Origin of the sequence: Pseudomonas sp. Cab53, from assembly GCF_018325965.1 — a bacterium.
Lineage (GTDB): Bacteria > Pseudomonadota > Gammaproteobacteria > Pseudomonadales > Pseudomonadaceae > Aquipseudomonas > Aquipseudomonas chlororaphis_E.
On sequence record NZ_AP021902.1, the window covers coordinates 4,900,415 to 4,924,147 of the forward strand.

A 23,733-nucleotide genomic window follows, 5' to 3' on the forward strand; every position below is an offset into this window, starting at 1 on the left:
CCCAGGGAGATGGAAATATCAGCTTTTTTCAATACGGCGATATTTAGCGAACTTTCCATATAAAAGCACGCCCAGAGCCATAAGATTCAGCGGAACCTCGAACCATGAAGAAAAACCTGCGTTTCAGCCATAAAATCCTCCTTGCCGCCGCCCTGATCGTCGTTGCCGCCTTCGCCTCCTTCACGTCATACAACGATTACCTGCAACGCAATGCCATCCGCGACGACCTCGACGGCTACCTGCATGAAATGGCCGAGGTCACCGCGAGCAACATCCAGACCTGGCTCAGCGGGCGGATCCTGCTCATCGAAAACCTGGCCCAGAACATTTCCGCCAGCCCGGACTCCGCCAGCGTCACCCGGCTGCTGGAGCAGAAAGCACTGACCGCAACCTTCATGGCTTCCTACCTGGGCGACGCCCAGGGCAGCTTCATCATTCGCCCCGACGCGAAGATGCCCGACGGCTTCGACCCTCGCGTACGCCCCTGGTACAAGGGCGCGCAGAGCAGCAGCACCTCGACCCTGACCGAACCGTACATCGACGCCGCCAGTGGCGGGCTGATCATCTCCATTGCCAGTGCTGCCCGGAACGCCACACAGACCGTCGGCGTCGTGGGCGGCGACCTGAGCCTGCAAGCCATTGTCGACAACCTCAAGACCGTGGACTTCGATGGCATGGGCTATGCTTACCTGGTCAGCGCCGATGGCAAGATCCTGGTGCACCCGGACAAGGCCCTGGTCATGAAAACCCTGGCCGAAGCCTACCCAGGCAACACGCCGAAAATCAGCGAACAGATCACCGAAGTCGAGGTGGACGGCCACTCGCGCATTGTCACTTTCGTGCCGATCAAGGGCCTGCCTTCGGTGAACTGGTACGTCGGGGTCTCGGTGGATAAAGACCTGGCCTACGCGATGCTGAGCGATTTCCGTACCTCGGCAGTCGTGGCGACGATCATTGCCGTGATCTTCATCATCGCGCTGTTGAGCATGCTGATCCGCCTGCTGATCCAGCCGCTGCACACCATGACCCGGGCCATGGAAGACATCGCCGACGGTGAAGGCGACCTGACCAAGCGCCTGACGATCCAGAACCAGGACGAATTCGGCATTCTGGGCATCGCCTTCAACCGTTTCGTCGAGCGCATCCACGGTTCGATCCGCGAAGTGTCCTCCGCCACCGAACACGTCAATGAAGTCGCCCTGCGCGTGGTGAGCGCGTCGAACTCGTCAATGGTCAACTCCGACGAACAATCGAGCCGCACCAACAGCGTGGCCGCCGCGATCAACCAACTGGGCGCCGCCGCCCAGGAGATCGCCCGCAATGCCGCCCAGGCGTCCCATCAGGCCAGCGACGCCCGTGGCCTGGCCGAGGACGGCCAGCACGTGGTAGACCGCAGCATTGCCGCGATGAATCGCCTTTCCGAGCTGCTGAGCACGTCGAGCAACAACGTCGAGACGTTGAACAGCAAAACCGTGAACATTGGCCAGATCCTGGAGGTGATCACCAGCATTTCCCAGCAGACCAACCTGCTGGCCCTCAACGCCGCGATCGAGGCCGCTCGGGCCGGTGAAGCCGGACGCGGGTTTGCCGTGGTGGCGGACGAGGTGCGCAACCTCGCCCACCGCACCCAGGAATCGGCACAACAAGTGCAGACCATGATCGAGGAACTGCAGGTCGGCGCCCGGGATTCGGTCATGACCATGAACGACAGCCAGCGCCACAGCCAGGAAAGCGTGGAGATCGCCAACCTGGCCGGCGAGCGCCTGAACAGCGTGACCCAGCGCATCGGTGAAATCGACGGCATGAACCAGTCCGTGGCCACCGCCACGGAAGAGCAGACGGCCGTGGTGGAATCGATCAACGTCGACATCACCGAGATCAACACGCTGAACCAGGAAGGGGTGGAGAACCTGCAATCGACCTTGCGCGCCTGTGCCGACCTGGAGCGGCAGGCGGCGCGGCTCAAGCAGTTGGTGGGCAGTTTCAGGATCTAAAGCGCCTGAACTGGCCTCATCGCGAGCAAGCTCGCTCCCACGGGGATTTGCGCTAACCCTGTGGGAGCTCGCTCGCGATGAGGGCCTGTCAAATCAAGCAGCACTCCACTGACACCCCGCCCCACCGCAACCCAACCGAACATCTATTCTTCATAAAGGTCAACAAAGGAGAACACAGACCGGAGGGATGTTCATCGTGCATATAGCGGACATAACCATGTTCTACGCCCCTGCCAGCGGCGGCGTGCGCACTTACCTGGATGCCAAGCACCGGCGCCTGGGCGATCGGCCCGGTATTCGCCACAGCCTGCTGATTCCCGGCGCACATTTGAGCGAGCACGACGGGGTCTACAAGGTCCCGGCCCCGGCGCTGCCTTTCGGCAAGGGCTACCGCTTCCCCCTGCGCCTGGCGCCCTGGCGCAATGTCCTGCGTGATCTGCAACCGGACCTGATCGAAGTCGGCGACCCCTACCTCACCGCCTGGGCCGCCCTGGATGCCCGCCGCCAGCTCGACGTGCCCGTCATTGGTTTCTATCACTCCGACCTGCCACTGCTGGTGAGCAACCGCATGGGCAACTGGTTCACCCCCAATATCGAAGCGTATGTCAGCAAGCTGTATGGCAACTTCGACCGGGTCCTGGCGCCCAGCCAGGTCATGGCTGACAAGCTGACCGGGCTGGGGGTCAGGAATGTCCACGTGCAACCCCTGGGCGTGGATCTGCAAACCTTCACCCCCGCCGCCCGTGACCCGGAGCTGCGGGCGGAACTGGGGATCGCCGAAGACACCCGCCTGCTGATCTTCGCCGGTCGCGGCTCCAAGGAAAAAAACCTGCCGGTGCTGCTCAAGTGCATGAAGCGCCTGGGCGAGCGCTATCACCTGCTGCTGGTGGGCTCATCGATGCCGGCGCTGGTGCCGGACAACGTCACCGTGGTGGATGAGTTCTGCCCGGCACCGCAAGTCGCGCGGCTCATGGCCAGCGCCGACGCGCTGTTGCATGCCGGCGACCAGGAAACCTTCGGCCTGGTGATCCTCGAGGCGATGGCCAGCGGCATCCCCGTGGTGGCCGTGGCAGCCGGCGCCTTCACCGAAATCGTCCATGAAAACTGCGGCCTGCTGTGCACACCGAACAATCCACAAGCCATGGCCAACGCCGTGCGGCAACTGTTCGCCGAGGGCTGCCAGCGCCGTGGCGTGCTGGCGCGCCGGCACGTGGAGCGTTATTACGCCTGGGATTCAGTGGTCAACAACCTGCTGGGGCATTACTACGCGGTGCTCGGCGAGCAGATGCCACTGCTGGCCAATGGTTGAAGCGAGGACCGTGCCGATGAATACCTCGCCCAGCGTGCTTTTGGTGCTGCACGACGTAGCGCCGCAAACCTGGCCCGACTACCAACCCTTCGTCGAAGCCGTCGACGCCCTGGGCGATGTGCCGATGACCTGGCTGGTGGTGCCGGATTTCCACCACACCAATGCATTGCAGGACCACCCCGACTTCCGACGCCTGCTCGACCGACGCGTGGAGCGCGGCGACGAACTGGTGTTGCACGGCTATTACCATTGCGATGATGGGCCGGCGGCTCGCCACCCCAAGGACTGGTTCATGCGCCGGGTCTACACCCATGAAGGCGAGTTCTACAGCCTGGGCGAAGAAGCCGCCCTCGCCCGCCTGCGCGCCGGCATCGAAACCTTCGAACGCTACCAATGGCCGCTGGAAGGCTTCGTCGCCCCGGCCTGGCTGATGAGCGAAGGCACGCGCCGGGCCTTGCGTCAGTTACCGCTGAGCTACACCAGCGACACCCAGCACCTGTATCGCCTGCCCGACTTTACTCCGCTCGACGCTCCCGGGCTGGTGTGGAGCGCCCGCAGCGCCTGGCGCCGGGGGCTGTCGAAAGTCCTCAGCGACCAGTGTGAACAACGCTGGCGCCAGGCACCGGTGATTCGCCTGGGCCTGCACCCAGTGGACATGCGCCATCGGTTTTCCCGAGACTACTGGCTGCAGACCCTCGAACGCCTGCTCAATGAAGGCCGCGTGCCAATGACCAAGGTCGACTGGCTGGCCACCCAGGGCCTGCGGGTCAGCAGCGCGGCATGAAGCGGCTGCTCTGGCTGGCCGCCGCGCTGCTCATGGCCTTGCTGGTCCCGCTGTTGGTGGGCGGCACGGACATGTGGGCACGGGTACAGCGCTTTCCCTTGTCCTTGCTGCTGATCATGCTCGGCATGATCATACTGTGCTGGGCCCTGAACTCGCTGCGCCTGCGCCTGTTGCTGGGTGAGCACCGGGGGCGCCTGGGCCGGTTCAAGAGCCTGGGGGTGGTGATGTCCACCGAGTTCGCCATGTGCGCGACACCCGGCGGCAGTGGCGGGCCACTGACCTTGATGGCCCTGCTGGCGCGCAATGGCGTACGGCCGGCCCACAGCAGCGCCGTATTCGCCATGGACCAGTTGAGCGACCTGCTGTTCTTTCTCTGCGCCCTGGTGGGCATCCTGTTCTACGCGCTGTTCCAGAACCTCAGCCAGCGCATGGAATGGATGCTGGCCGTGAGCGCTGTTTCATTGTTTGGCGGGCTGTTCGGCTGCGTGCTGGTGGCGCGCTATCACCGCCGGTTGATCCTGCTGGGCGCGCGCCTGCTGCGGCATCTGCGAGTGAAGACCGCCACCCGCCATCGCTGGGGACGCAAGATCCTGCATTTTCTCGCAGCGTTCACCGACACCCTGAAACTGCCACGCCAGACGCTGTTCCAGGTATTCGGCCTGACTTGCCTGCATTGGGCGTTGCGTTACAGCGTGCTGTACCTGGCCTTGAAGGGGCTGGGGGCGGACTTGCAATGGGCCTGGAGTTTCCTGATCCAGATGCTGTCCTTGAGTGCCGGGCAATTCAGCCTGCTGCCGGGCGGTGCGGGGGCGGCAGAACTGACCTCGGCGGCGCTGCTCGCGCCGATGGTGGGCAAATCCACCGCGGCCGCGGCCATCCTGATCTGGCGGGCGGTCACCTATTATTTCTATCTGGTGGCCGGTGGGCCGGTGTTCTTGCTGATGGTCGGGCGACCATTGATCAAGAAGCTGATCAGCCTGCGTCAGGCGTGAGAGCTGGCTGCTCGGGATCGGGATGATCTTCGGGATGGGTCTGTTTCCACAGTTCGGCGGCGTCGGGAAACTCCGTACCGTCTTCCGGGCCCAGCTCCTCGGGATCGTAGCGGCTCAGGCAACCCTCACCGAGGGTGGCCGGCGCCTTCGAAGTGGCTTTGTCCAGTGGATCGGTCATGGTGCACCTTCGGTAAACATCTGGCGGGCATGCTGTGGTGAGGGCGCTTGATCCCCCACCACGATGGCCGTTCGGTCAGAACACCACAGTCTTGTTGCCATGCACCAGCACCCGGTCTTCCAGGTGATAACGCAAGCCCCGCGCCAGGACCATTTTCTCCACGTCACGCCCGAAACGCACCATGTCTTCGATGCTATCGCTGTGGCTGACGCGGACCACGTCCTGCTCGATGATCGGACCGGCGTCCAGCTCCTCGGTGACGTAATGGCAAGTGGCGCCAATCAGCTTCACGCCGCGCATCGAGGCCTGGTGGTACGGCTTGGCACCGACGAAGGACGGCAGGAAGCTGTGGTGGATATTGATGACCTTGTGCGCGTATTCGCTGCACAGGGCCGGCGGCAGGATTTGCATGTAGCGGGCCAGCACCACCACCTCGGCATCGTGCTGCTTGACCAGGCGCGAAACCTCGGCGAATGCCGGCTGCTTGTCCTGCGGGTTGACCGGTACGTGGTAGTACGGGATGCCGTGCCACTCGACCATGCTACGCAGGTCGTCGTGATTGGAAATCACACAGGCGATATCGCAATCGAGCTCATCGCTGTGCCAGCGGTGCAGCAAGTCTGCCAGGCAGTGGGACTCGCGACTGGCCATCAGCACCACGCGTTTTTTCTGCGCGGTGTCGGTGATGCGCCAGTCCATCGAGAACTCTTCGGCAATCGGCGCGAAAGCCTCGCGAAAAGCCTCGATGCCAAAGGGCAGCGAGTCGGCACGAATCTCGTGACGCATGAAAAACCAGCCGCTCTGATTGTCCGAGTGATGGCTTGCTTCAGTGATCCAGCCGTTATGGGACGCCAGAAAGTTACTGACTTTAGCAACGATACCGACGCGGTCCGGGCAAGCAATCACCAGCCGAAAAGTGCGCATTAGGGGAACTCCAGAACTTCGCAAAGGCGGCTATTCTAGCCATTGCGCGGCAAAACTGCAGTATCGATCAAGCAATCGGTGCCCCACGCGCCCCTGAGCCGCGCAAGGCGCAGCTCAGGGCGGCTAGCTATATGTGTGAACGGGCGTGAAGTCGGCAGGACGGTATTTAACTGCAATAGCGATTTTTGTGGCACAGCACTAATTAATTAAATAAAACATCGGTTAAATGTTTACTTGATGAAACTGTCTGATTACTATTGCCGCACTGTGCCCTTGTCACCCCAAGCCCTACATAAGGTAGTCCACATGTCCCTGATCAATGAATACCGTGCCACCGAAGAAGCCATCAAAGAACTGCAAGCCCGTCTGAAAAACCTGTCCCAGGACGACAAGCTGCAGACCGAGCTGGAATTCGAAGGCAAACTGCGCACGTTGATGGGCGAATACTCCAAGTCCCTGCGCGACATCATTGCCCTGCTGGATCCGGATGCCAAGTCGAGCAAGGCTCCACGTGGCGCCGTCAAAACTACCGGCACCAAACGTGCTCGCAAAGTTAAGCAATACAAAAACCCGCACAACGGCGAAGTCATCGAAACCAAAGGTGGCAACCACAAGACGCTGAAAGAGTGGAAAGCCAAGTGGGGCGGTGACGTGGTTGAAGGCTGGGCAACCCTGCTGGGTTAAGCCTCACCGGCTCGCACCGTTCCTTGCGAACAAAAAAACGCCAGCATTGCTGGCGTTTTTTTATGCCTGTCATCTTGCTTACTTCACGGCAAATCAAGGCTTAAACGTTTACGCAATTGCTGGCTGTAGCCTTGCCATTGCATGAGTACTTCTCGCTGTAAGGGTGTCGCCAGGGACAGCCACTCTGCCATTGCCACATCAAAACTTTCCAGGGTATTAGGCGCGCCCCATTGCGGGGAAGACAGGCGTTGTTGACAGAAAACTCTCCAACGCTGCTGCTCTTCAGCATTCAATGTGTCCGGGAAGTTGCGCGCACGATAACGGAACAGTAGTTCCGGTAAACGCTCATCGTCGAACGGCCAGCGCTCTTGTGCCAATTGTGCCGGATCGGCCAGGCGGACTTGTTCACATAAACGCCGGTCACGATCGCCAATGAAGCCTGCGTATAACTGTTGCTCGGGATCGTCGCTGGCGGCGAAATCCTCCCGTGCGTAAATGGCCTGAAGTTTGTCCTGCCAAACTTGCTGCGCGTCCGTCAGTTGTAACGCCCGCTGCTGGTAGCCGGCCATGTCCAGTTGCAAGCGCTGCTGGTCCTCGGCCCGCAGCACCGAGAGCGGCGCGACCACCGGGCATTTGTTGATGTGGATGAGCTTGAGCGGCACCGGCAGCTCGCCTTCGAGCAGCGCTTCGCGGCGGGTGTACAGACGCTGGCGCAGGGTTTCGGCGTCGTGGTCCAGCAACCCCTGGGGATCGAGGTGCAAGTCGCAGACAATCAGCGCGTTGCGGTTTTTCGGATGCCAGGCCAGCGGCAGCACCACACCGATAAAATTTCGCGCGGCCGAGAAGCGCCCGGATATGTGCACCATCGGCTGTAACAGGCGCACCTGGTCCATCACCTTCTGTTTGCTGCGCAGCTGGAACAGCCAATCGTAGAGCCGGGGTTGCCGCTGGCGAATCAGGCGGGCCAGGGCGATGGTGGCGCGCACGTCCGACAACGCATCATGGGCCTGGCCATGATCGATGCCATTGGCGGCGGTCAGGCGCTCGAGCTTGAGGGTGACGCGGCCATCTTCCTCCGGCCAGACGATGCCGTCCGGGCGCAGGGCATAGGCGGCGCGCACCAGGTCGATCAGGTCCCAGCGGCTGTTGCCGCCCTGCCACTCACGGGCATACGGGTCGAAGAAATTGCGATAGAGGCTGTAGCGGGTCATCTCGTCGTCGAAGCGCAGGGTGTTGTAACCGGCGCCACAGGTACCCGGCGCGGCCAGTTGGGCGTGGACGCGGGTCATGAAGTCGGCTTCGCTCAAGCCGTTTTCCGCCAGGCAGGCAGGGGTGATCCCGGTGATCGCACAGGCCGCCGGATGAGGCAGGATGTCGTCGCTGGGCCGGCAATACAGGTTCACCGGCGCGTCGATTTCATTGAGTTCGAAATCGGTACGGATCCCCGCCACCTGCAAGGGCCGGTCGCAACGCGGGTTGATGCCGGTGGTTTCGTAGTCGTACCAGAAGATGGAAGTCACGGGCTGTTCCTGAACTGTAGACGGGCGAAGTCTAGGCGCTCGACCCTACCGTCGGCCAGCACTGTGCCTGTTTTGGAAACACTTCTGAGGGGAGCGAGCCTGCTCGCGAAGGCAGCGCCACCATCCGCCTCGACATCACCCGCCTCACCGCGTTCGCGAGCAGGCTCGCGCCCACCGTTTTCTGCTAGCATCGACGCCGACATCGACCGTTCGACCCGGCCCATCACTCAGGTTGCCCATGCTCGAGACACCAGCACTGCAAAGGACCGCGACGCTGCCACCGCCATTGGACACGCGGTATCAGGTCGAGACGCCCGAAGGCATCGACCTGCCATTGCGCCCGGCGGGGTTGATGCCCCGTTCACTGGCGTTTGCCATCGACCTGGCGATACGCGGCCTGGTGCTGGGCCTGCTGTTCATCATCCTGGCGTTCTTCGGTGAGCTGGGGATTGGCCTGGGCTCCATCCTGCTGTTCGTCATCAGTTGGTGGTACATGGTGCTGTTCGAAGTGCTGCACCAGGGCCGCTCCCCCGGCAAACAGATCATGGGCCTGCGCGTGGTGCAGGACGACGGCCGGCCCATCGGCTGGTCGGCGTCGCTGATCCGCAACCTGTTGCGCTTTGTCGACATGCTGCCCTTCGGCTATACCTTCGGCGCGATCAGTTGCCTGCAGCATCCGACCTTCAAACGCCTGGGCGACCTGGCAGCCGGCACGCTGGTGGTGTATCGCGAGCAACCGGTCAAGCGCCCGGCGCTGCCCATGGCAACGCCGATCCGCCCGCCTTTTGCCCTGAGTGTCGACGAGCAACGTACCGTGCTCGGTTTCGCCGAACGCCAGGCCGAACTGTCCAAGGCACGGGTCAGCGAGCTGGCCGCTATCCTGGCCGAGCCCTTGAATGTCCAGCCGCCACGGGCCGTGGCCGAACTCAACGGCATTGCCCGTGGCCTGCTGGGGCCTACATGAAGCAAAGTCTTTTCGAAAGCCGTCACCAAGAGGAATGGGACCGCCTGTCCCGGCAGCTCGACCAACTGGAACGCAACCGCCGCGTGCCCCAGGACAGCGACTTCCCGCCCGCCTACCGACGGCTTTGCCACCATCTGGCGCTGGCCCAGGCCCGGGGCTACAGCAGCTTGCTGGTGGATACCCTGCAACAATTGGCGTTGCGCGGCCACCAGCAACTCTACCGGGACCGCAGCCGACCGTCGGCGAGCCTTTCGGACTTTATCCTGGCCGGTTTCCCGCGACTGGTCCGCGCGCAATGGCGCTTCGTGCTGGCGGCGAGCGTGATGTTCCTTGGCAGCCTGATCGGCATCGGGCTGCTGGTGTACCTGTTTCCCGACCTGGTCTACAGCATCCTGGGCGCCGAGGAAGTCAGCCAGGTGCGCGGCATGTACGATCCGGCCGCCGGGCACCTGGGACGCTCCGTCGAGCGCGCCTCCAGCGAAGATTGGATCATGTTCGGCTACTACATCATGCATAACATCGGCATCGCCTTTCAGACGTTCGCCAGTGGCTTGATGTTTGGCTTGGGCAGCGCGTTCTTCCTGTTTTTCAACGGACTGACCATCGGCGCAATCGCCGGTCACCTGACCGAGATCGGTTCCGGCGGGACGTTCTGGCCCTTCGTGATCGGCCACGGCGCGTTCGAACTGACCGCCATCGCCCTGGCAGGCGCCGCCGGCCTGCAATTGGGCTGGGCGTTGATCGCTCCGGGCCGCCTCACCCGGGGCGAGGCGCTGCGGCTCGCCGCCGGCAAGAGCGTGCAGATCATTGCCGGGGTCATCCTGTTCCTGCTCATCGCCGCGTTCATCGAGGCCTATTGGTCTTCCAGCGCCGTGACGCCCGCCACCAAGTACACGGTCGGCGCACTGCTGTGGCTGCTGGTGATCAGCTACCTGTCGCTTGCCGGACGAGCCCGCCATGCGCCTGAGTGACGCCACCGTCGTGATCCGCCCCCGCACCACCTGGGAAGCCATGGACCTGGGCGTGCTGATGAGCCAGCAGCATCGACGGCTGCTGATGACCAGTTGGGCCATCAGCACCCTGCCCGTGTATGCGTTGCTGACGCTGTTGTTGTGGAAGTCGCCAAACCTGGTGATGTTCCTGTTCTGGTGGCTGAAGCCGGCCTTCGACCGCCTGCCGTTGTACATTCTGTCCAAGGCGCTGTTTGGCGAAACCCCGACATTGCGCCAGGCCTTGCGCCAATGGCCAGCGCTGCTCAAGCCACAGTTGCTGGCAAGCCTGACCTGGCGTCGGCTGAGCCTGAGCCGCAGCTTCCTGATGCCCGTGGTGCAATTGGAGGGCCTGGCCGGCGAGGCCCGGGAGCAGCGCTTGCGGGTGTTGTTGCAACGCAATGGCGGCGCCGCGCAATGGTTGACCGTCATCGGCGTGCATTTGGAGACCGCCCTGTGGTTCGGCCTGATGGTCCTGTTCTATCTGTTCGTGCCGCAACAGGTCGAACTGGAATGGGACTGGCAGAAGCTGATAACCGCGACCGAACAGGACTGGTTGTGGTTCGAGCACCTGGTCAACGTTCTTTATCCCCTGCTGCTGATCGTCTGGGAGCCGATCTATGTCGCCTGCGGCTTCAGCCTCTACCTGAACCGGCGCACGATCCTCGAGGCCTGGGACATCGAACTGGTGTTCCGACGCCTGCGCCAGCGCTTGCTCGGCGTCGCGCCATTGCTGCTGTTGCTGGCCTTGACGCTCGCGCCCATGCCCCCTGCGGCCTGGGCCGACGAAGACAGCAACGCTCCCGAGCGCCCACGCCTGCTCAACCAGCCTCTCACCAGCGAAGCCTCCAGGGACAGCATCAAGACGATCCTGCAAGCACCGCCGTTCAAGAACCCGGAAACGATCACCCGCTATCGCTTTGGCGAAGAGAAAAGCCAATCACCCGAGGCCGAGGCCAATCCGGACTGGCTCAAAGGGTTGTTCAAGTGGATGGCCGGCCAGCGTTTCGACCTCGCCGCCGGGCTGATCCAGATCCTGCTCTGGGCCTGCCTGGCGAGCGCGATCGTCTGGCTGGTCTGGCGCTATCGGGAACGACTCAACCTGTTGATGGTTCGCCGCCCGGCCAAACAGCCCCACTTGGACCGACCGGCTCCGACGCAGATGTTCGGCCTGGATATCCGCGAAGAAAGCCTGCCGGTGGATGTCGCGGCCAGCGCCGAGCAACTGTGGTCGGCCCATCCCCGGGAAGCGCTGGGCTTGCTCTACCGGGCGCTGCTCAGCCGCTTGCACCATGACTTCAAGGTGCCCTTGAAAGCCGCCGACACCGAAGGCCAGGTGCTGCACCGGGTCGAACAGCTTGAGCATGAACGCCTGCTGGGGTTCAGCAAACGCCTGACCCTGCATTGGCAGAACATCGCCTATGGGCACCGGACGCCACCGCCCGACCTGCAACAGCAACTGTGTGACGACTGGCGTGGGCTGTTCGGCCCGGGAGCCACCCCATGAGCCGGCGCGCCGCTTGGCTGACCCTGGCCCTGGTGGCCGCGCTGCTCGCGACGCTGGTGAGTTACCTCAGCGCCAAGGCCGTGCCGTACCAGGAAACCGTCGATCACGGCCCGTCCCCTGAAGCCCAGGCCAACCCCTACCTGGCCGCCGAACAGTTCTTGCGCCAGCAAGGCATCAACGTCGCGCACGCCAACAACCTGGATGGGCTGCCGGCCCTGGAACCGCGCCAGAACAGCCTGCTGTTGCTGGGCGAACGCACCAACATGACACCCCGCCAGGTCGAGCAACTGCTGAACTGGACCCGGGCCGGTGGCCGCCTGTTGTTTGTCGCCGAGGCCCTGTGGGATGACAGCACCGGCAGCAGCGGCGATCTGCTGCTGGACCGCGTGCGCCTGCGCCAGTCCTTGAGCAAGGACCTCAAGCAAGCGCCACCCGAACTCATCAAAGACCGCTATCCCGAGCTGACCAAGCTGTACCTGGAGGACGAAGAGGCCCCGGCGTATGTCGGCTTCGACACCGACTTCCACCTCGAAGACCCGCACAACCTGGCCCAGGCCTGGGCGAACAGCGCACAGTCCACCCACATGATGCAACTGAACCATGGCCTGGGTTCGATCACGGTGATCACCGACGCCGAGTTGTGGAAGAACGGGCAGATCGAGCAGTACGACAACGCCTGGCTGCTCTGGTATCTGACTGCCGACACCGATGTCACGCTGCTGTTCAACACGGACCACGACAGCCTGCTGACCTTGCTGCTGCGCTATTTCCCCCAGGCGCTGGTGGCACTGCTCGCACTGGTTGCGCTGTGGCTCTGGCGCTCAGCGGTACGCCTGGGCCCGATCCAGCCGCCGGCGTCCAAGGCCCGGCGTCAGCTGGAAGAGCACTTGCAGGCCAGCGCCGGCTTCCACATGCGCCACAATGGCCGGCAGTACTTGCTGCAGGCCTTGCAGCAGGATGTGTTGCGCCGCGCCCGGCATCTTCATCCGGGCTTCGAACAACTGGCGGTTGCCGACCAATGGCAGGTGCTCGCCCGCTTGACCCGCCAGCCCACGCGAGCCATCAGCCAAGCCTTGAGCCCGCGGCCGAAACAGCGCCTGTCCAACGCGGAGTTCTGCCGTCAGGTCGCCCATTTGCAAACCCTCAGGAATGCCCTATGACTGAACAGAACGAACCTGTCGACGGCCAGGCCCACGCCGTCCAACAGCGCCAGCGCGCCAGTCAGTTGGCCCAGGCCATCCGTACCGAACTGCACAAGGCGGTGGTCGGTCAGGCGGCGGTGATCGACGATGTGCTCACGGCGTTGATCGCCGGCGGTCATGTCCTGCTCGAAGGTGTTCCGGGCCTTGGCAAGACCTTGCTGGTGCGCGCGCTGGCCCGCTGTTTCGGTGGCGAGTTCGCGCGCATCCAGTTCACCCCCGACCTGATGCCCAGCGATGTCACCGGTCATGCGGTGTACGACTTGCAGACCGAGCAATTCAAGCTGCGCAAGGGGCCGGTGTTCACCAACCTCCTGCTGGCCGACGAGATCAACCGCGCGCCGGCCAAGACCCAGGCCGCGCTGCTCGAAGCCATGCAGGAACGCCAGGTCACCCTCGAAGGCCGCGCCCTGCCCATCGCCCAGCCGTTCATGGTGCTCGCCACCCAGAACCCCATCGAACAGGAAGGCACCTACCCGCTGCCGGAAGCCGAGCTCGACCGCTTCATGCTCAAGGTGCGGATGGACTACCCCGACGCGGAGCGGGAGTTGGACATGGTTCGCCAGGTCAGCCGCTCGACCCGTGCCGACATGCTCGACGTGCAGCCGCTGCGCACGGTGTTGCAGGCCAAGGACGTGCAGGTGCTGCAACGTATCGCCAGCGACCTGCCGATGGACGATCAGGTGCTCGACTACGCCGTGCGCCTGGCCCGCACCACCCGCAGCTGGCCGGGCCTGACCCTTGGTGCCGGACCTCGCGCCTCGATCGCGCTGGTGCGCTGTGCCCGAGCCCGAGCATTGTTGCGTGGGGGCGAATTCGTGGTGCCGGACGACATCAAGGGCTGCGCCCTGGCCGTGTTGCGTCATCGGGTACGGCTGGCACCGGAGCTGGACATCGAAGGGCTCTCGGTGGACCAGGTGCTCGGGCAACTGCTGGACCAAGTGCCGGCGCCGCGGTTGTGAGTCACACCAACATGATCAGGAACACCTTTGTGGCGAGGGGATTTATCCCCGTTGGGCTGCGAAGCGGCCCCCGGATTCCGACTGATACACCGCAAAGGGCCGCTTCGCGGCCAGCGGGGATAAATCCCCTCGCCACAAAAGCTCGCTCTGCATTTCTTTCGCAGGAAACGTTCCGATGAAACCCTCCCGCCTGCTGCTGACCTGGCTCGCCGTCCTGCTGGCCGTGAGCATCTTGCTGGGTGCATTGCGGGCATTGGGCGTGGCGCTGCCGGCGACGCTGCTGTCGATCGACTGGGGCTTGATGCTGGCCCTGTTGGCCCTGGCGCTGATCGACGCCGTGCGCCTCAAGCGCTTGCCCTCGCCGCGGGTGCAACGGCAGATGCCGGGCAGTCTGGCGCTGGGACGCTGGGGTGAAGTCCGGTTGGACATTACCCATGATTTTGCCCCGCCCTTGCAGATTCAGCTTTTCGACCACGTACCGGACGGCCTGGATTTCGACAACCTGCCGCTGTCGGTCGAGCTTCAACCCGGCCAACGCAGTCAGATCGGCTACCGCCTGCGCCCGCTCAAGCGCGGCCATTTCAGCTTCGAACACTGCGAGGTCAGCCTGCCGAGCCCACTGGGGCTGTGGTCTGACCGGCGCCTGCTGGACGCCCTCGACGCCACCCGCGTCTACCCCGATTTCGCCCGCCTCTACGACGGCCAGTTACTGGCGGTGGACAACTGGCTCAGCCAGCTCGGCATACGCCAACGCCAGCGGCGGGGCCAGGGCCAGGAATTCCATCAACTGCGGGAATTTCGCGAAGGCGACAGCCTGCGGCAGATCGACTGGAAAGCCACCGCCCGCCATCGCACGCCGATTGCCCGGGAGTATGAGGACGAGCGCGACCAGCAGATCATCTTCATGCTCGATTGCGGCCGCCGCATGCGCAGCCAGGACGGCGAACTGTCGCATTTCGATCACGCACTCAACGCCTGCCTGCTGCTCAGCTACACCGCGCTGCGCCAGGGCGACGCCGTGGGCCTGAGCACCTTCGCCAGCGACCAGGCCCGCTACCTCGCCCCAGTCAAGGGCAGCGGCCAGCTCAATGTTCTGCTCAACGCCGTATACGACCTCGACAGCAGTCAGCGTCCCGCCGACTACCAGGCAGCCGTCACTCAACTGCTGGCCCGGCAAAAGCGCCGGGCGCTGGTGGTGCTGGTGACCAACCTGCGCGATGAAGACGACGAAGAACTGCTGGCCGCGGTGAAACGGCTGGGCCAACAGCATCGGGTCCTGGTGGCCAGCCTGCGTGAAGAAGCCCTCGACCGATTGCGTCAGGCGCCGGTGCAGACCCTGCCCGAAGCCCTGGCCTATTGCGGCACGGTGGATTATTTGAATGCGCGGGCCCAATTGCACCAGCAGTTGAGCGCCCACGCCATTCCCACGCAGGACGCCCGCCCCAGTGAGCTGGGCGCACAACTGGTTACCCAGTACCTGGCCTGGAAGAAGGCCGGAACCGCCTAGACCGGATCTGTAAGAAAGGTCCGGGCGACTACTGCGCCGTGCGCAACGGACTACAGACCCGCCAGAATCCGCCGACTTGTGCGCCTTGGCCTTGCCCCGTAACTTGATTCGCGTCGCTGATTTCCAGCGATCGGGTTTAGTCGCCCGGTGGTAAAGGTGATGCGCACAGGCTTCATCCAGTCGGGTCCCCCTATCCCCGCACTTGATGGTGGCTGTTCGCAGGGTGCCCTCGGGCGCGCCGGGCTTTCGCTTTTCCACCGGTCGACTAACCTGCGTTCAGCCGCCCCCCCTCGTTTAGTCGCGAGTGTGTGGCAGCCCACCAAGCGAAGGTCCAGCGCTGACTTGCAGAACTGGAGAACGATGAAGGACCTGTGGGAGCGGGCTTGCTCGCGAAGGCGGCGTGCCAGGCAATACATGTGCAGTTGCCCCACCGCCTTCGCGAGCAAGCCCGCTCCCACAAGGGTTCGCCTGTGACCGCTAAACCCATGACGATTCCCTCGTTGGCTCAGGTATGGATCAGGCCGACGCTGGCAACGTGTGGAAACTGAAATACTGGCGCAACGCATTGACCAGTTGGCTGTACTCCGGCGGCGCCCAATGCAGGCTGAAGCCGGCGTCGAAGTGTTGCGGCGTCACGTCTTCGTGGCACCACAGGCAGGTGGCTTTCAACTTGATGTTCAGCGACGGCCCCTCATCGGCCGGCAGCTTGAGGAGCAAGTCAAAGTCGGCCCCCACCATCAACGGCAGATGGCTGATCAACATCAGGCCATCCTGAGAGACATTACCCAGGAATCCGAGGGGCTTGTCATTGACGCCGTTAAACACTTTCAGGAAGTACGGCAGCTGTTGCCGTTCGATACGCCTCTTTTTGTACATGTTTTGTATCGCTTTTTGGACGACCCCGCGCAGGGGCTACCGATACTTCGGAACGAGCCAAAGGACCTGCTCGCTCTCCCCGATCCCGGTGCCAGACGCTCGCCAGCGCCTAAGCCTAGTTATTGCCGGTCACAGGTGCCCCTTGTTTTAGAGGGTTAGCTCTAATGCGACTTGTAACTATAGCCGAAGGTTTCGACGCGGCCAGTACACGCGCCATGTTTAATGTAGGACAGCACGACAACGCGCAAGTGGCCGGGAATTTCACCGACCATGCGCCAGGGGGCAGGAATCAGGACGCTGGACGGATCGCCGCGGCACTGCGCGTCGGGTAATGCCCCAGGCTCTGCAAGGTTTCAAGACGGGCGCGGGCGCGGAATGCATATTCGCTGTAAGGGTACTGCGCAATGATGAACTGATACGTTTGCGCCGCATCGATGAACAGCTTCTGGCGCTCCAGGCACTGGCCACGCAGCATCGAGACTTCCGGCTGCATGTAGCGGCGGGCACGGCTGGCGCGGTCGACCTGGGACAGCTCGAGCATCACCTGCTCGCAATTGCCACGGTCATAGGCCTTGTAGGCCAGGTTCATGTGATGGTTCATCGACCAACGGGTGCAGCCCGTGATACCCAGGGCCAGGGCAATAAAAAGCACGAATCGCATGGGGAGGTTCTCCTGTCTTGAGTTCTTTATCGACCTGGGCAAGAAAATCTTCAGCCTCAAAACGTCTACCTTAGGTAAATGCAAATCCCGTGGCGAGGGAGCTTGCTCCCTCGCCACAACAGCAATGTTCGGCCTTCGTGCTTAGCAGGCGCAAAAATTTTCAGGAATGTTCATTTCGAAAAAGAAACGAATAAGTAGTGCATATGAACAATGACTACACCCAAAGAGCATAGTAGCCTTCGCTGGCGCTTGAACTTGAGGAGTCTTGCATGTCCGTCCGTCGCACCAAAATCGTCGCTACCCTTGGCCCGGCCAGTCACTCGCCGGAAGTTCTCGAACAGCTGATTCTGGCTGGCCTGGACGTCGCCCGCCTGAACTTTTCCCACGGCACCCCCGACGAGCACAAGGCTCGTGCCAAGCTGGTGCGCGACCTCGCCGCCAAGCACGGCCGCTTCGTGGCCCTGCTGGGTGACCTGCAAGGCCCCAAGATCCGTATCGCCAAATTCGCCAACAAGCGCATCGAGCTGAAGATCGGTGACACCTTCACCTTCTCCACCAGCCATCCGCTGACCGAAGGCAACCAGCAGGTGGTGGGTATCGACTATCCGGACCTGGTCAAGGACTGCGGCGTGGGCGACGAGCTGCTGCTCGACGACGGTCGCGTGGTGATGCGCGTCGATACCGCCACGGCCACCGAACTGGTCTGCACCGTGATCATCGGCGGCCCGCTGTCGGACCACAAGGGCATCAACCGTCGCGGCGGTGGCCTGACGGCGCCGGCCCTGACCGAAAAAGACAAGGCCGACATCAAGCTGGCCGCGGAAATGGAAGTCGACTACCTCGCCGTGTCCTTCCCTCGTGACGCTGCCGACATGGAATACGCCCGTCAACTGCGCGACGAGGCCGGCGGCACCGCCTGGCTGGTGGCGAAGATCGAACGCGCCGAAGCCGTGGCCGACGACGACACCCTCGACGGCCTGATCAAGGCATCCGACGCCGTGATGGTGGCCCGTGGCGACCTCGGCGTGGAAATCGGTGACGCCGAGCTGGTGGGCATCCAGAAGAAAATCATCCTGCACGCACGCCGCCACAACAAAGCGGTGATCGTGGCGACCCAGATGATGGAGTCGATGATCCAGAACCCGATGCCGACCCGCGCCGAAGTCTCCGACGTAGCCAACGCCGTGCTCGACTACACGGACGCCGTGATGCTCTCGGCCGAAAGCGCCGCCGGCCTCTACCCGCTCGAAGCGGTACAGGCCATGGCCCGTATCTGCCTGGGCGCCGAGAAGCACCCGACCAGCAAGACCTCCAGCCACCGCATCGGCAAGACCTTCGAGCGGTGTGACGAGAGCATCGCCCTGGCGACGATGTACACCGCCAACCACTTCCCGGGCGTGAAGGCGATCATCGCCCTGACCGAAAGTGGCTACACCCCGCTGATCATGTCGCGCATCCGTTCCTCGGTGCCGATCTACGCGTTCTCCCCCATCGCGAAACCCAGGCCCGTGCCGCCATGTTCCGTGGCGTCTACACCGTGCCCTTCGACCCGGCCGCCCTGCAACCGGGCGAAGTCAGCCAGGCGGCGGTGGATGAACTGGTCAAGCGCGGCGTGGTGCAGACCGGCGATTGGGTGATCCTGACCAAAGGCGACAGCTACCACACCATCGGCGGCACCAACGGGATGAAAATCCTCCATGTTGGCGACCCGATGGTCTGAGTGACCGGCTGAAAAACAAAAGCCCTTCCATGTGAATGGCGGGGCTTTTTGGTTTTCGGCCTTGGAAATATGTCGCTCCCACTGGCGTTTTCGCGAGCAAGCTCGCTCCCACAAAGGTTATGCATACGCAGGCTTTTGTGGGAGCGAGCTTGCTCGCGAAGGCGTCGACCCAGGCGCCGGAGAGCTCAACGCCGCTCGATAAACCCCGACAACGCCGCCATCGCTTCCGGCGAGCGCAGTCGCTGGATGAACAAGGCACCCTCCTCCTCGATCGCCCGGCGCAACGATTCGCGACCCGGTGCCTTCATCAACTGCTTGCTGATGCGCACGGCTTCAGGCGGCAGCGACTCGAACCTCAGCCCCACCTCACGCGCCTTGGCCAAGGCCGCGTCCCCCGTGTCCAACGCCTCGGTGGCCAGGCCCCAGGCGACCGCCTGTTCACCACTGAAGCCCTCGCCCAGCAACAACAATTGCGCCGCCCTGGCCTGGCCCAGCAATCGCGGCAGGATCAGGCTGGAGCCGAACTCCGGACACAGCCCCAGGTTGACGAACGGCATCCGCAGCCGCGCATCCCGGCTGACGTAGACCAGGTCGCAATGCAGCAACAGCGTGGTGCCGATGCCGACCGCCGGCCCAGCGACGGCGGCAATCACCGGCTTGCGGCACTCCAGCAGGGCGAGCATGAACTGGAACACCGGGTTATCGAGATCGTCCGGCGGCTGTTCGAGGAAGTCGACGATGTCGTTACCGGCGGTGAAGCAGTCGCTGGAACCGGTCAGCAGGACCGCGCGAATCTGCGGGTCGGCGTCGGCCGTCGCCAGGGCCTGGGCCAATTGACTGTACATGGCCCGGGTCAGGGCGTTTTTCTTGTCCGCACGGTTCAGCCGCATCGTCAGCAAGCCGCGCTCGCGGTCAAGTAACAGGGTTTCGCTCATGGTCGGTCTCGCGTCTGGAAATCAGCGCTCAACCACGGGGCAGGAAGACGTCGGCCAGCAGTTGATTGCGCGGCAGGCCGGCCAGGTACAGGCGCTTGGCAAAGGCCTCGACCCGGTCGGGATGGCCGCAGAGTAAGGCTTGGGTTTGCCGGGAAACAAGCCGCAGTTGCGCCAACACGGATGGCGCCTCGGTCGCGGTCAGAAGCTCCACGTCCAGGTTTGCATGCTTGGACGCCAGTGCGGCCAAGGGTTTGGCCAAATAGTGCCCGGCCTCATCATGAGCCACGTGAATAAGGCGGATGGCGCCCTGGTGATGCTGGCGCAAGGCCTCGCGAAGCAAGCCGAACAGCGGCGCCAGCCCGGTGCCGGCGGCGAGCAACCAGAGCGGCTTGTCGGTCCAGTCGGGGTCATAGTGCAGGGCGCCGCCACGCAGTTCGCCGAGGCGGATCGGGTCGCCGACCTTCAACTGTCGAGCCGCATCGACGAACTGGCCGGGCTCGCGACAATCGAGGTGAAACTCCAGGAAACGGTCTTCCTCCGGCAGGCTCGCCAGGGAATACGGCCGTGCCACCTCGCCGGCCCACAGCACCAGGTGCTGGCCGGCACGGTAGCGCAATGGTCGCTCGGGGGTGATCCGCAGGCGCAACACATCGGCGCCCAGCCAATCCACCGCCGCCACCTGAGCCGCGCGACCGTCGCGTTGCGGGTCGAAGGTGTGGACCTGCACATCCTCGACCACCTGACACTGGCAGGCCAGCCGCCAGCCCTGATCACGCTGGGTCGGGCTCAGGGCATCGGGCCGGCTGTCACGCACATCGCCGCTCAGGCATTGCACCAGGCACGCATGGCAACTGCCCGCCCGGCAACTGTAGGGCACCGCCACACCGGACGCATTCAATGCGTCCAACAGGTTACTGCCCGTCGCCACCGTCCATTGCCGGCCAGCGACTGTCAGTTCAGGCATCGACGCTCTCCCAAGCGGCAGCGCAACGATTGCGGCCGTCTCGCTTGGCACGGTACAGGGCCTGGTCGGCGCGTTGCAACGCGTTGTCCAGGTCATCGCCCATTTCCAGCATCGTCATGCCCGCCGACAAGCTCAGCGCCCCGACCTGCAGCCCGACCAACTCGACCTCAGTGAACGCCAGGCGCAATCGCTCGCAGCAGGCCGTCAGACGCGACGGGTCGCAGGCAGGCAGGAGCATGACGAACTCCTCGCCGCCATAACGGGCCAGCACATCGCCTTCGCGCAGGCAGGCCGTGGCGACACTGGCGAATGCCTGGAGCACCTGGTCGCCGGCGGCGTGGCCGTGCAGATCGTTGATGCGCTTGAAATGGTCGAGGTCGATCAACGCCAGGCCATGGGCAACGCCGGGCCGCAGGGTGTTGAGCTCGCGGGACGCCAGGCGCAGGAAATGCCGGCGGTTGAACAACCCGGTCAGCTCATCGGTGGCCACCAGGTCTTCGAGCTGGCGCATCATGCCGCGCAACGTGTCCTGGTGCGCCTGCAAGGCAAACCGTCGCTGGCGCATGCGCTGGCGCGAGGTCTGGACGTAGCGCGCGTAGAACACCAGCCACACCAGCACCATGAACAGCACGCACACCTGCAACCCGGCCAGCGTGGGGTCGGGGAGCCGGAAGAAATAGCCATCCCAGAGGGTAATGCCGGTAAAGCTGAAGAACACCAGCATCGCGCAGCGCACGAAGACCCGGCGTGTCAGGTGGAACAGGCCGAACAGCAGGATGAGCACGTAGAACACCAGGAACACGCCTCGGGCCTGGTCCAGGTGCGCCATCATCCAGGTCTGCCAGCCGAGGCCGATCAACACTTGTATTTCGGTCAGGCTGGGGTCCGCGAAGCGCAGGTTGCGACCGGTGATGAACAACGCGAACAACCCTGCCTGGCACACCACCACGAGCAAGCTGCCGATGACGACACCGCGCAACGAATCGAGGTAGTGACCACTGAAAAATGCCAGCCACAACAACACCAGTGCCAGCGCGTAAGTCGCAGCCGCCAGAGCGAAGCGTTTCAGCAAAAGACGTTGGATGGCGTTATGGGTCAATCGTTGACTCACCATGGGAAAGAGAAACTGACAGGAGGCGTCCTACGCTACAGGCCAGACGCCACTTTAGTGGCGTGCAGGCCAAATGACCATTCAATTCTGGAGCAGAAAAATGGCGTCAAAGCAATGGCCTGGATTGACGCGTTTGATGCCCCCTGTGGCGAGGGAGCTTGCTCCCTCGCCACAGGTTTTCACCCACGCACCTGTTCAATCCGTCGCTATCGCGAGCAACCTCCCCCACAGGGTGCCTGCCTGCGATATACTGCCGCGCCTTTTTAGCGTCGCGCCAGCATGCCCGGCGTGCCTTAAGAGGTGTCGTCCGTCGACCGATGCACCCAAGCGGATGACACCTTATTGAATGTTCCCGTCTTTTAGAGGAGCGCGACTCATGACCGTGATCAAGCAAGACGACCTGATTCAGAGCGTTGCCGACGCCCTGCAATTCATTTCCTACTACCACCCCGTGGACTTCATCCAGGCGATGCACGAGGCCTACCTGCGCGAAGAATCGCCGGCGGCCCGTGACTCCATGGCGCAGATCCTGATCAACTCGCGCATGTGCGCCACCGGCCACCGGCCGATCTGCCAGGACACCGGCATCGTGACCGTGTTCGTGCGCGTGGGCATGGACGTGCGTTGGGATGGCGCGACCATGAGCCTGGACGACATGATCAACGAGGGCGTACGTCGCGCCTACAACCTGCCGGAAAACGTCCTGCGCGCATCGATCCTCGCCGACCCGGCAGGCGCCCGCAAGAACACCAAGGACAACACGCCAGCGGTCATCCACTACTCCATCGTCCCGGGCAACACCGTGGAAGTGGACGTGGCGGCCAAGGGCGGCGGCTCCGAGAACAAGTCCAAGATGGCCATGCTCAACCCGTCCGACTCCATCGTCGACTGGGTACTCAAGACCGTTCCGACCATGGGTGCCGGCTGGTGCCCGCCGGGCATGCTGGGCATCGGCATCGGCGGTACCGCCGAGAAAGCCGCCGTCATGGCCAAGGAAGTGTTGATGGAATCCATCGACATCCACGAGCTGAAGGCGCGCGGCCCGCAGAATCGCATCGAAGAAATGCGCCTGGAGCTGTTCGAGAAGGTCAACCAGCTGGGCATCGGCGCCCAGGGCCTGGGTGGCCTGACCACCGTGCTCGACGTGAAGATCATGGACTACCCGACCCACGCCGCCTCCCTGCCGGTGTGCATGATCCCCAACTGCGCCGCCACCCGTCACGCCCACTTCGTGCTCGACGGCTCGGGCCCGGCGGAGCTGGAAGCGCCACCGCTGGACGCCTACCCGGAAATCGTCTGGGAAGCCGGCCCTTCGGCTCGCCGCGTGAACCTCGATACCCTGACCCCGGAAGAAGTGCAGAGCTGGAAGCCGGGCGAAACCGTGCTGCTTAACGGCAAGATGCTCACCGGTCGCGATGCGGCGCACAAGCGCATGGTCGAGATGCTGAACAAGGGTGAAACCTTGCCGGTGGACCTCAAGGGCCGCTTCATCTACTACGTCGGCCCGGTCGACCCGGTGGGTGACGAAGTCGTGGGCCCGGCAGGCCCGACCACCGCCACGCGGATGGACAAGTTCACCCGCCAGATCCTCGAACAGACCGGCCTGCTGGGCATGATCGGCAAATCCGAGCGCGGTCCGACCGCCATCGAAGCGATCAAGGACAACAAGGCCGTGTACCTGATGGCCGTCGGCGGCGCCGCTTACCTGGTGGCCCAGGCGATCCGCAAATCCAAGGTCCTGGCGTTCGCCGAGCTGGGCATGGAAGCGATCTACGAGTTCGAGGTCAAGGACATGCCGGTGACGGTCGCCGTGGACAGCCAGGGTGAGTCGGTGCACATCACCGGCCCGGCCATCTGGCAAAAGAAAATCAGCGACAGCCTGGCGGTAGAAGTGCAGTAACACGCCCTTCGATGCGCTGAAAAAGGCCGGTGAGCTCAATGCCCACCGGCCTT

Annotated in this window: 20 protein-coding genes and 1 pseudogene; 13 read left to right on the forward strand and 8 right to left on the reverse strand. The window is 63.3% G+C overall.

Annotation, left to right across the window (positions count from 1 at the left end; translation table 11 throughout):
• The first annotated feature begins 104 nt into the window (after window positions 1-104).
• The 4 genes from KI241_RS21405 (at window position 105) to KI241_RS21420 (ending at window position 5,079) form a co-directional block, all read left to right on the forward strand.
• On the forward strand, window positions 105-1,994 hold the full coding sequence (locus tag KI241_RS21405; RefSeq protein WP_123578467.1) for a methyl-accepting chemotaxis protein: 1,890 nt from the start codon (window positions 105-107) through the stop codon (window positions 1,992-1,994).
• Window positions 1,995-2,181: 187 nt separating this feature from the next.
• On the forward strand, window positions 2,182-3,303 hold the full coding sequence (locus KI241_RS21410) for a glycosyltransferase family 1 protein (protein ID WP_212802969.1): 1,122 nt from the start codon (window positions 2,182-2,184) through the stop codon (window positions 3,301-3,303).
• A 16-nt stretch (window positions 3,304-3,319) separates the two neighbouring features.
• Window positions 3,320-4,087: a DUF2334 domain-containing protein gene (locus KI241_RS21415; RefSeq protein ID WP_212802970.1), complete on the forward strand. Its 768-nt coding sequence runs from the start codon at window positions 3,320-3,322 to the stop codon at window positions 4,085-4,087.
• Window positions 4,084-5,079, forward strand: a complete 996-nt coding sequence (locus tag KI241_RS21420; RefSeq protein ID WP_123578469.1) for a lysylphosphatidylglycerol synthase transmembrane domain-containing protein — start codon at window positions 4,084-4,086, stop codon at window positions 5,077-5,079. The genes KI241_RS21415 and KI241_RS21420 overlap by 4 nt, the downstream gene beginning before the upstream one ends.
• Here the strand turns inward: KI241_RS21420 and KI241_RS21425 are convergent.
• Window positions 5,060-5,257, reverse strand: coding sequence for a hypothetical protein (locus KI241_RS21425; RefSeq protein WP_042732167.1), 198 nt, complete (start codon window positions 5,255-5,257; stop codon window positions 5,060-5,062). The two genes, KI241_RS21420 and KI241_RS21425, sit on opposite strands and share 20 nt — an antisense overlap.
• A gap of 75 nt (window positions 5,258-5,332) precedes the next feature.
• Window positions 5,333-6,181 (reverse strand): formyltetrahydrofolate deformylase, encoded by an 849-nt coding sequence (gene purU / locus KI241_RS21430; RefSeq protein ID WP_003178545.1) that lies wholly within the window; start codon window positions 6,179-6,181, stop codon window positions 5,333-5,335.
• Between the two features lie 306 nt (window positions 6,182-6,487).
• Between purU and mvaT the strand changes: the two genes are divergently transcribed.
• Window positions 6,488-6,865: a histone-like nucleoid-structuring protein MvaT gene (gene mvaT, locus KI241_RS21435; protein WP_042732166.1), complete on the forward strand. Its 378-nt coding sequence runs from the start codon at window positions 6,488-6,490 to the stop codon at window positions 6,863-6,865.
• Window positions 6,866-6,948: 83 nt separating this feature from the next.
• Here mvaT and sbcB read toward each other — a convergent pair whose 3' ends face one another.
• A complete protein-coding gene (gene sbcB / locus KI241_RS21440) occupies window positions 6,949-8,385 on the reverse strand; it encodes an exodeoxyribonuclease I (protein WP_212802971.1) in 1,437 nt (478 codons plus the stop codon).
• Window positions 8,386-8,623: 238 nt separating this feature from the next.
• On the opposite strand from sbcB, the gene KI241_RS21445 reads away from it, so the two are divergent.
• The 6 genes from KI241_RS21445 to KI241_RS21470 all read left to right on the forward strand — a co-directional run bounded on the left by KI241_RS21445 (window position 8,624) and on the right by KI241_RS21470 (window position 15,513).
• Complete coding sequence (locus tag KI241_RS21445) at window positions 8,624-9,349, forward strand: RDD family protein (protein WP_053145787.1); 726 nt, start codon at window positions 8,624-8,626, stop codon at window positions 9,347-9,349.
• Entirely contained in the window at window positions 9,346-10,320 is a 975-nt protein-coding gene (locus KI241_RS21450) for a stage II sporulation protein M (protein WP_042732448.1), read from the forward strand. Before KI241_RS21445 ends, KI241_RS21450 begins: the two co-directional genes overlap by 4 nt.
• On the forward strand, window positions 10,307-11,845 hold the full coding sequence (locus tag KI241_RS21455; RefSeq protein WP_212802972.1) for a DUF4129 domain-containing protein: 1,539 nt from the start codon (window positions 10,307-10,309) through the stop codon (window positions 11,843-11,845). The genes KI241_RS21450 and KI241_RS21455 overlap by 14 nt, the downstream gene beginning before the upstream one ends.
• The gene (locus tag KI241_RS21460; RefSeq protein ID WP_212802973.1) at window positions 11,842-13,005 is read left to right on the forward strand and encodes a DUF4350 domain-containing protein; all 1,164 of its coding nucleotides are present in this window, start codon (window positions 11,842-11,844) and stop codon (window positions 13,003-13,005) included. Before KI241_RS21455 ends, KI241_RS21460 begins: the two co-directional genes overlap by 4 nt.
• Window positions 13,002-14,006, forward strand: a complete 1,005-nt coding sequence (locus KI241_RS21465) for a MoxR family ATPase (RefSeq protein ID WP_042732447.1) — start codon at window positions 13,002-13,004, stop codon at window positions 14,004-14,006. The genes KI241_RS21460 and KI241_RS21465 overlap by 4 nt, the downstream gene beginning before the upstream one ends.
• Window positions 14,007-14,181: 175 nt before the next feature.
• Window positions 14,182-15,513: a DUF58 domain-containing protein gene (locus tag KI241_RS21470; RefSeq protein ID WP_212802974.1), complete on the forward strand. Its 1,332-nt coding sequence runs from the start codon at window positions 14,182-14,184 to the stop codon at window positions 15,511-15,513.
• A 516-nt stretch (window positions 15,514-16,029) separates the two neighbouring features.
• On the opposite strand, the gene KI241_RS21475 is transcribed toward KI241_RS21470, so the two are convergent.
• Together KI241_RS21475 and KI241_RS21480 are read right to left on the reverse strand one after the other, a co-directional pair.
• Complete coding sequence (locus KI241_RS21475) at window positions 16,030-16,389, reverse strand: PilZ domain-containing protein (RefSeq protein ID WP_042728632.1); 360 nt, start codon at window positions 16,387-16,389, stop codon at window positions 16,030-16,032.
• A gap of 289 nt (window positions 16,390-16,678) precedes the next feature.
• Window positions 16,679-17,050, reverse strand: coding sequence for a tetratricopeptide repeat protein (locus tag KI241_RS21480; protein WP_212802975.1), 372 nt, complete (start codon window positions 17,048-17,050; stop codon window positions 16,679-16,681).
• Window positions 17,051-17,319: 269 nt separating this feature from the next.
• Between KI241_RS21480 and pyk the strand changes: the two are divergent.
• Window positions 17,320-18,770 (forward strand): annotated as a pseudogene (gene pyk / locus KI241_RS21485) (pyruvate kinase).
• A 185-nt stretch (window positions 18,771-18,955) separates the two neighbouring features.
• Here pyk and KI241_RS21490 read toward each other — a convergent pair.
• The 3 genes from KI241_RS21490 to KI241_RS21500 are packed head-to-tail and all read right to left on the reverse strand — an operon-like array spanning window position 18,956 to window position 21,768.
• On the reverse strand, window positions 18,956-19,705 hold the full coding sequence (locus tag KI241_RS21490; protein WP_042728629.1) for an enoyl-CoA hydratase: 750 nt from the start codon (window positions 19,703-19,705) through the stop codon (window positions 18,956-18,958).
• Between the two features lie 28 nt (window positions 19,706-19,733).
• A complete protein-coding gene (locus KI241_RS21495) occupies window positions 19,734-20,669 on the reverse strand; it encodes an iron-sulfur-binding ferredoxin reductase (RefSeq protein ID WP_042728628.1) in 936 nt (311 codons plus the stop codon).
• Entirely contained in the window at window positions 20,662-21,768 is a 1,107-nt protein-coding gene (locus KI241_RS21500) for a GGDEF domain-containing protein (protein ID WP_042728634.1), read from the reverse strand. The genes KI241_RS21495 and KI241_RS21500 overlap by 8 nt, the downstream gene beginning before the upstream one ends.
• A 388-nt stretch (window positions 21,769-22,156) precedes the next feature.
• Between KI241_RS21500 and KI241_RS21505 the strand changes: the two genes are divergently transcribed.
• Window positions 22,157-23,680 carry a fumarate hydratase gene (locus KI241_RS21505; protein ID WP_042728626.1) on the forward strand — a complete coding sequence of 508 codons (1,524 nt, stop codon included), beginning with the start codon at window positions 22,157-22,159 and terminating at the stop codon, window positions 23,678-23,680.
• The last annotated feature ends 53 nt before the right edge of the window (window positions 23,681-23,733 follow it).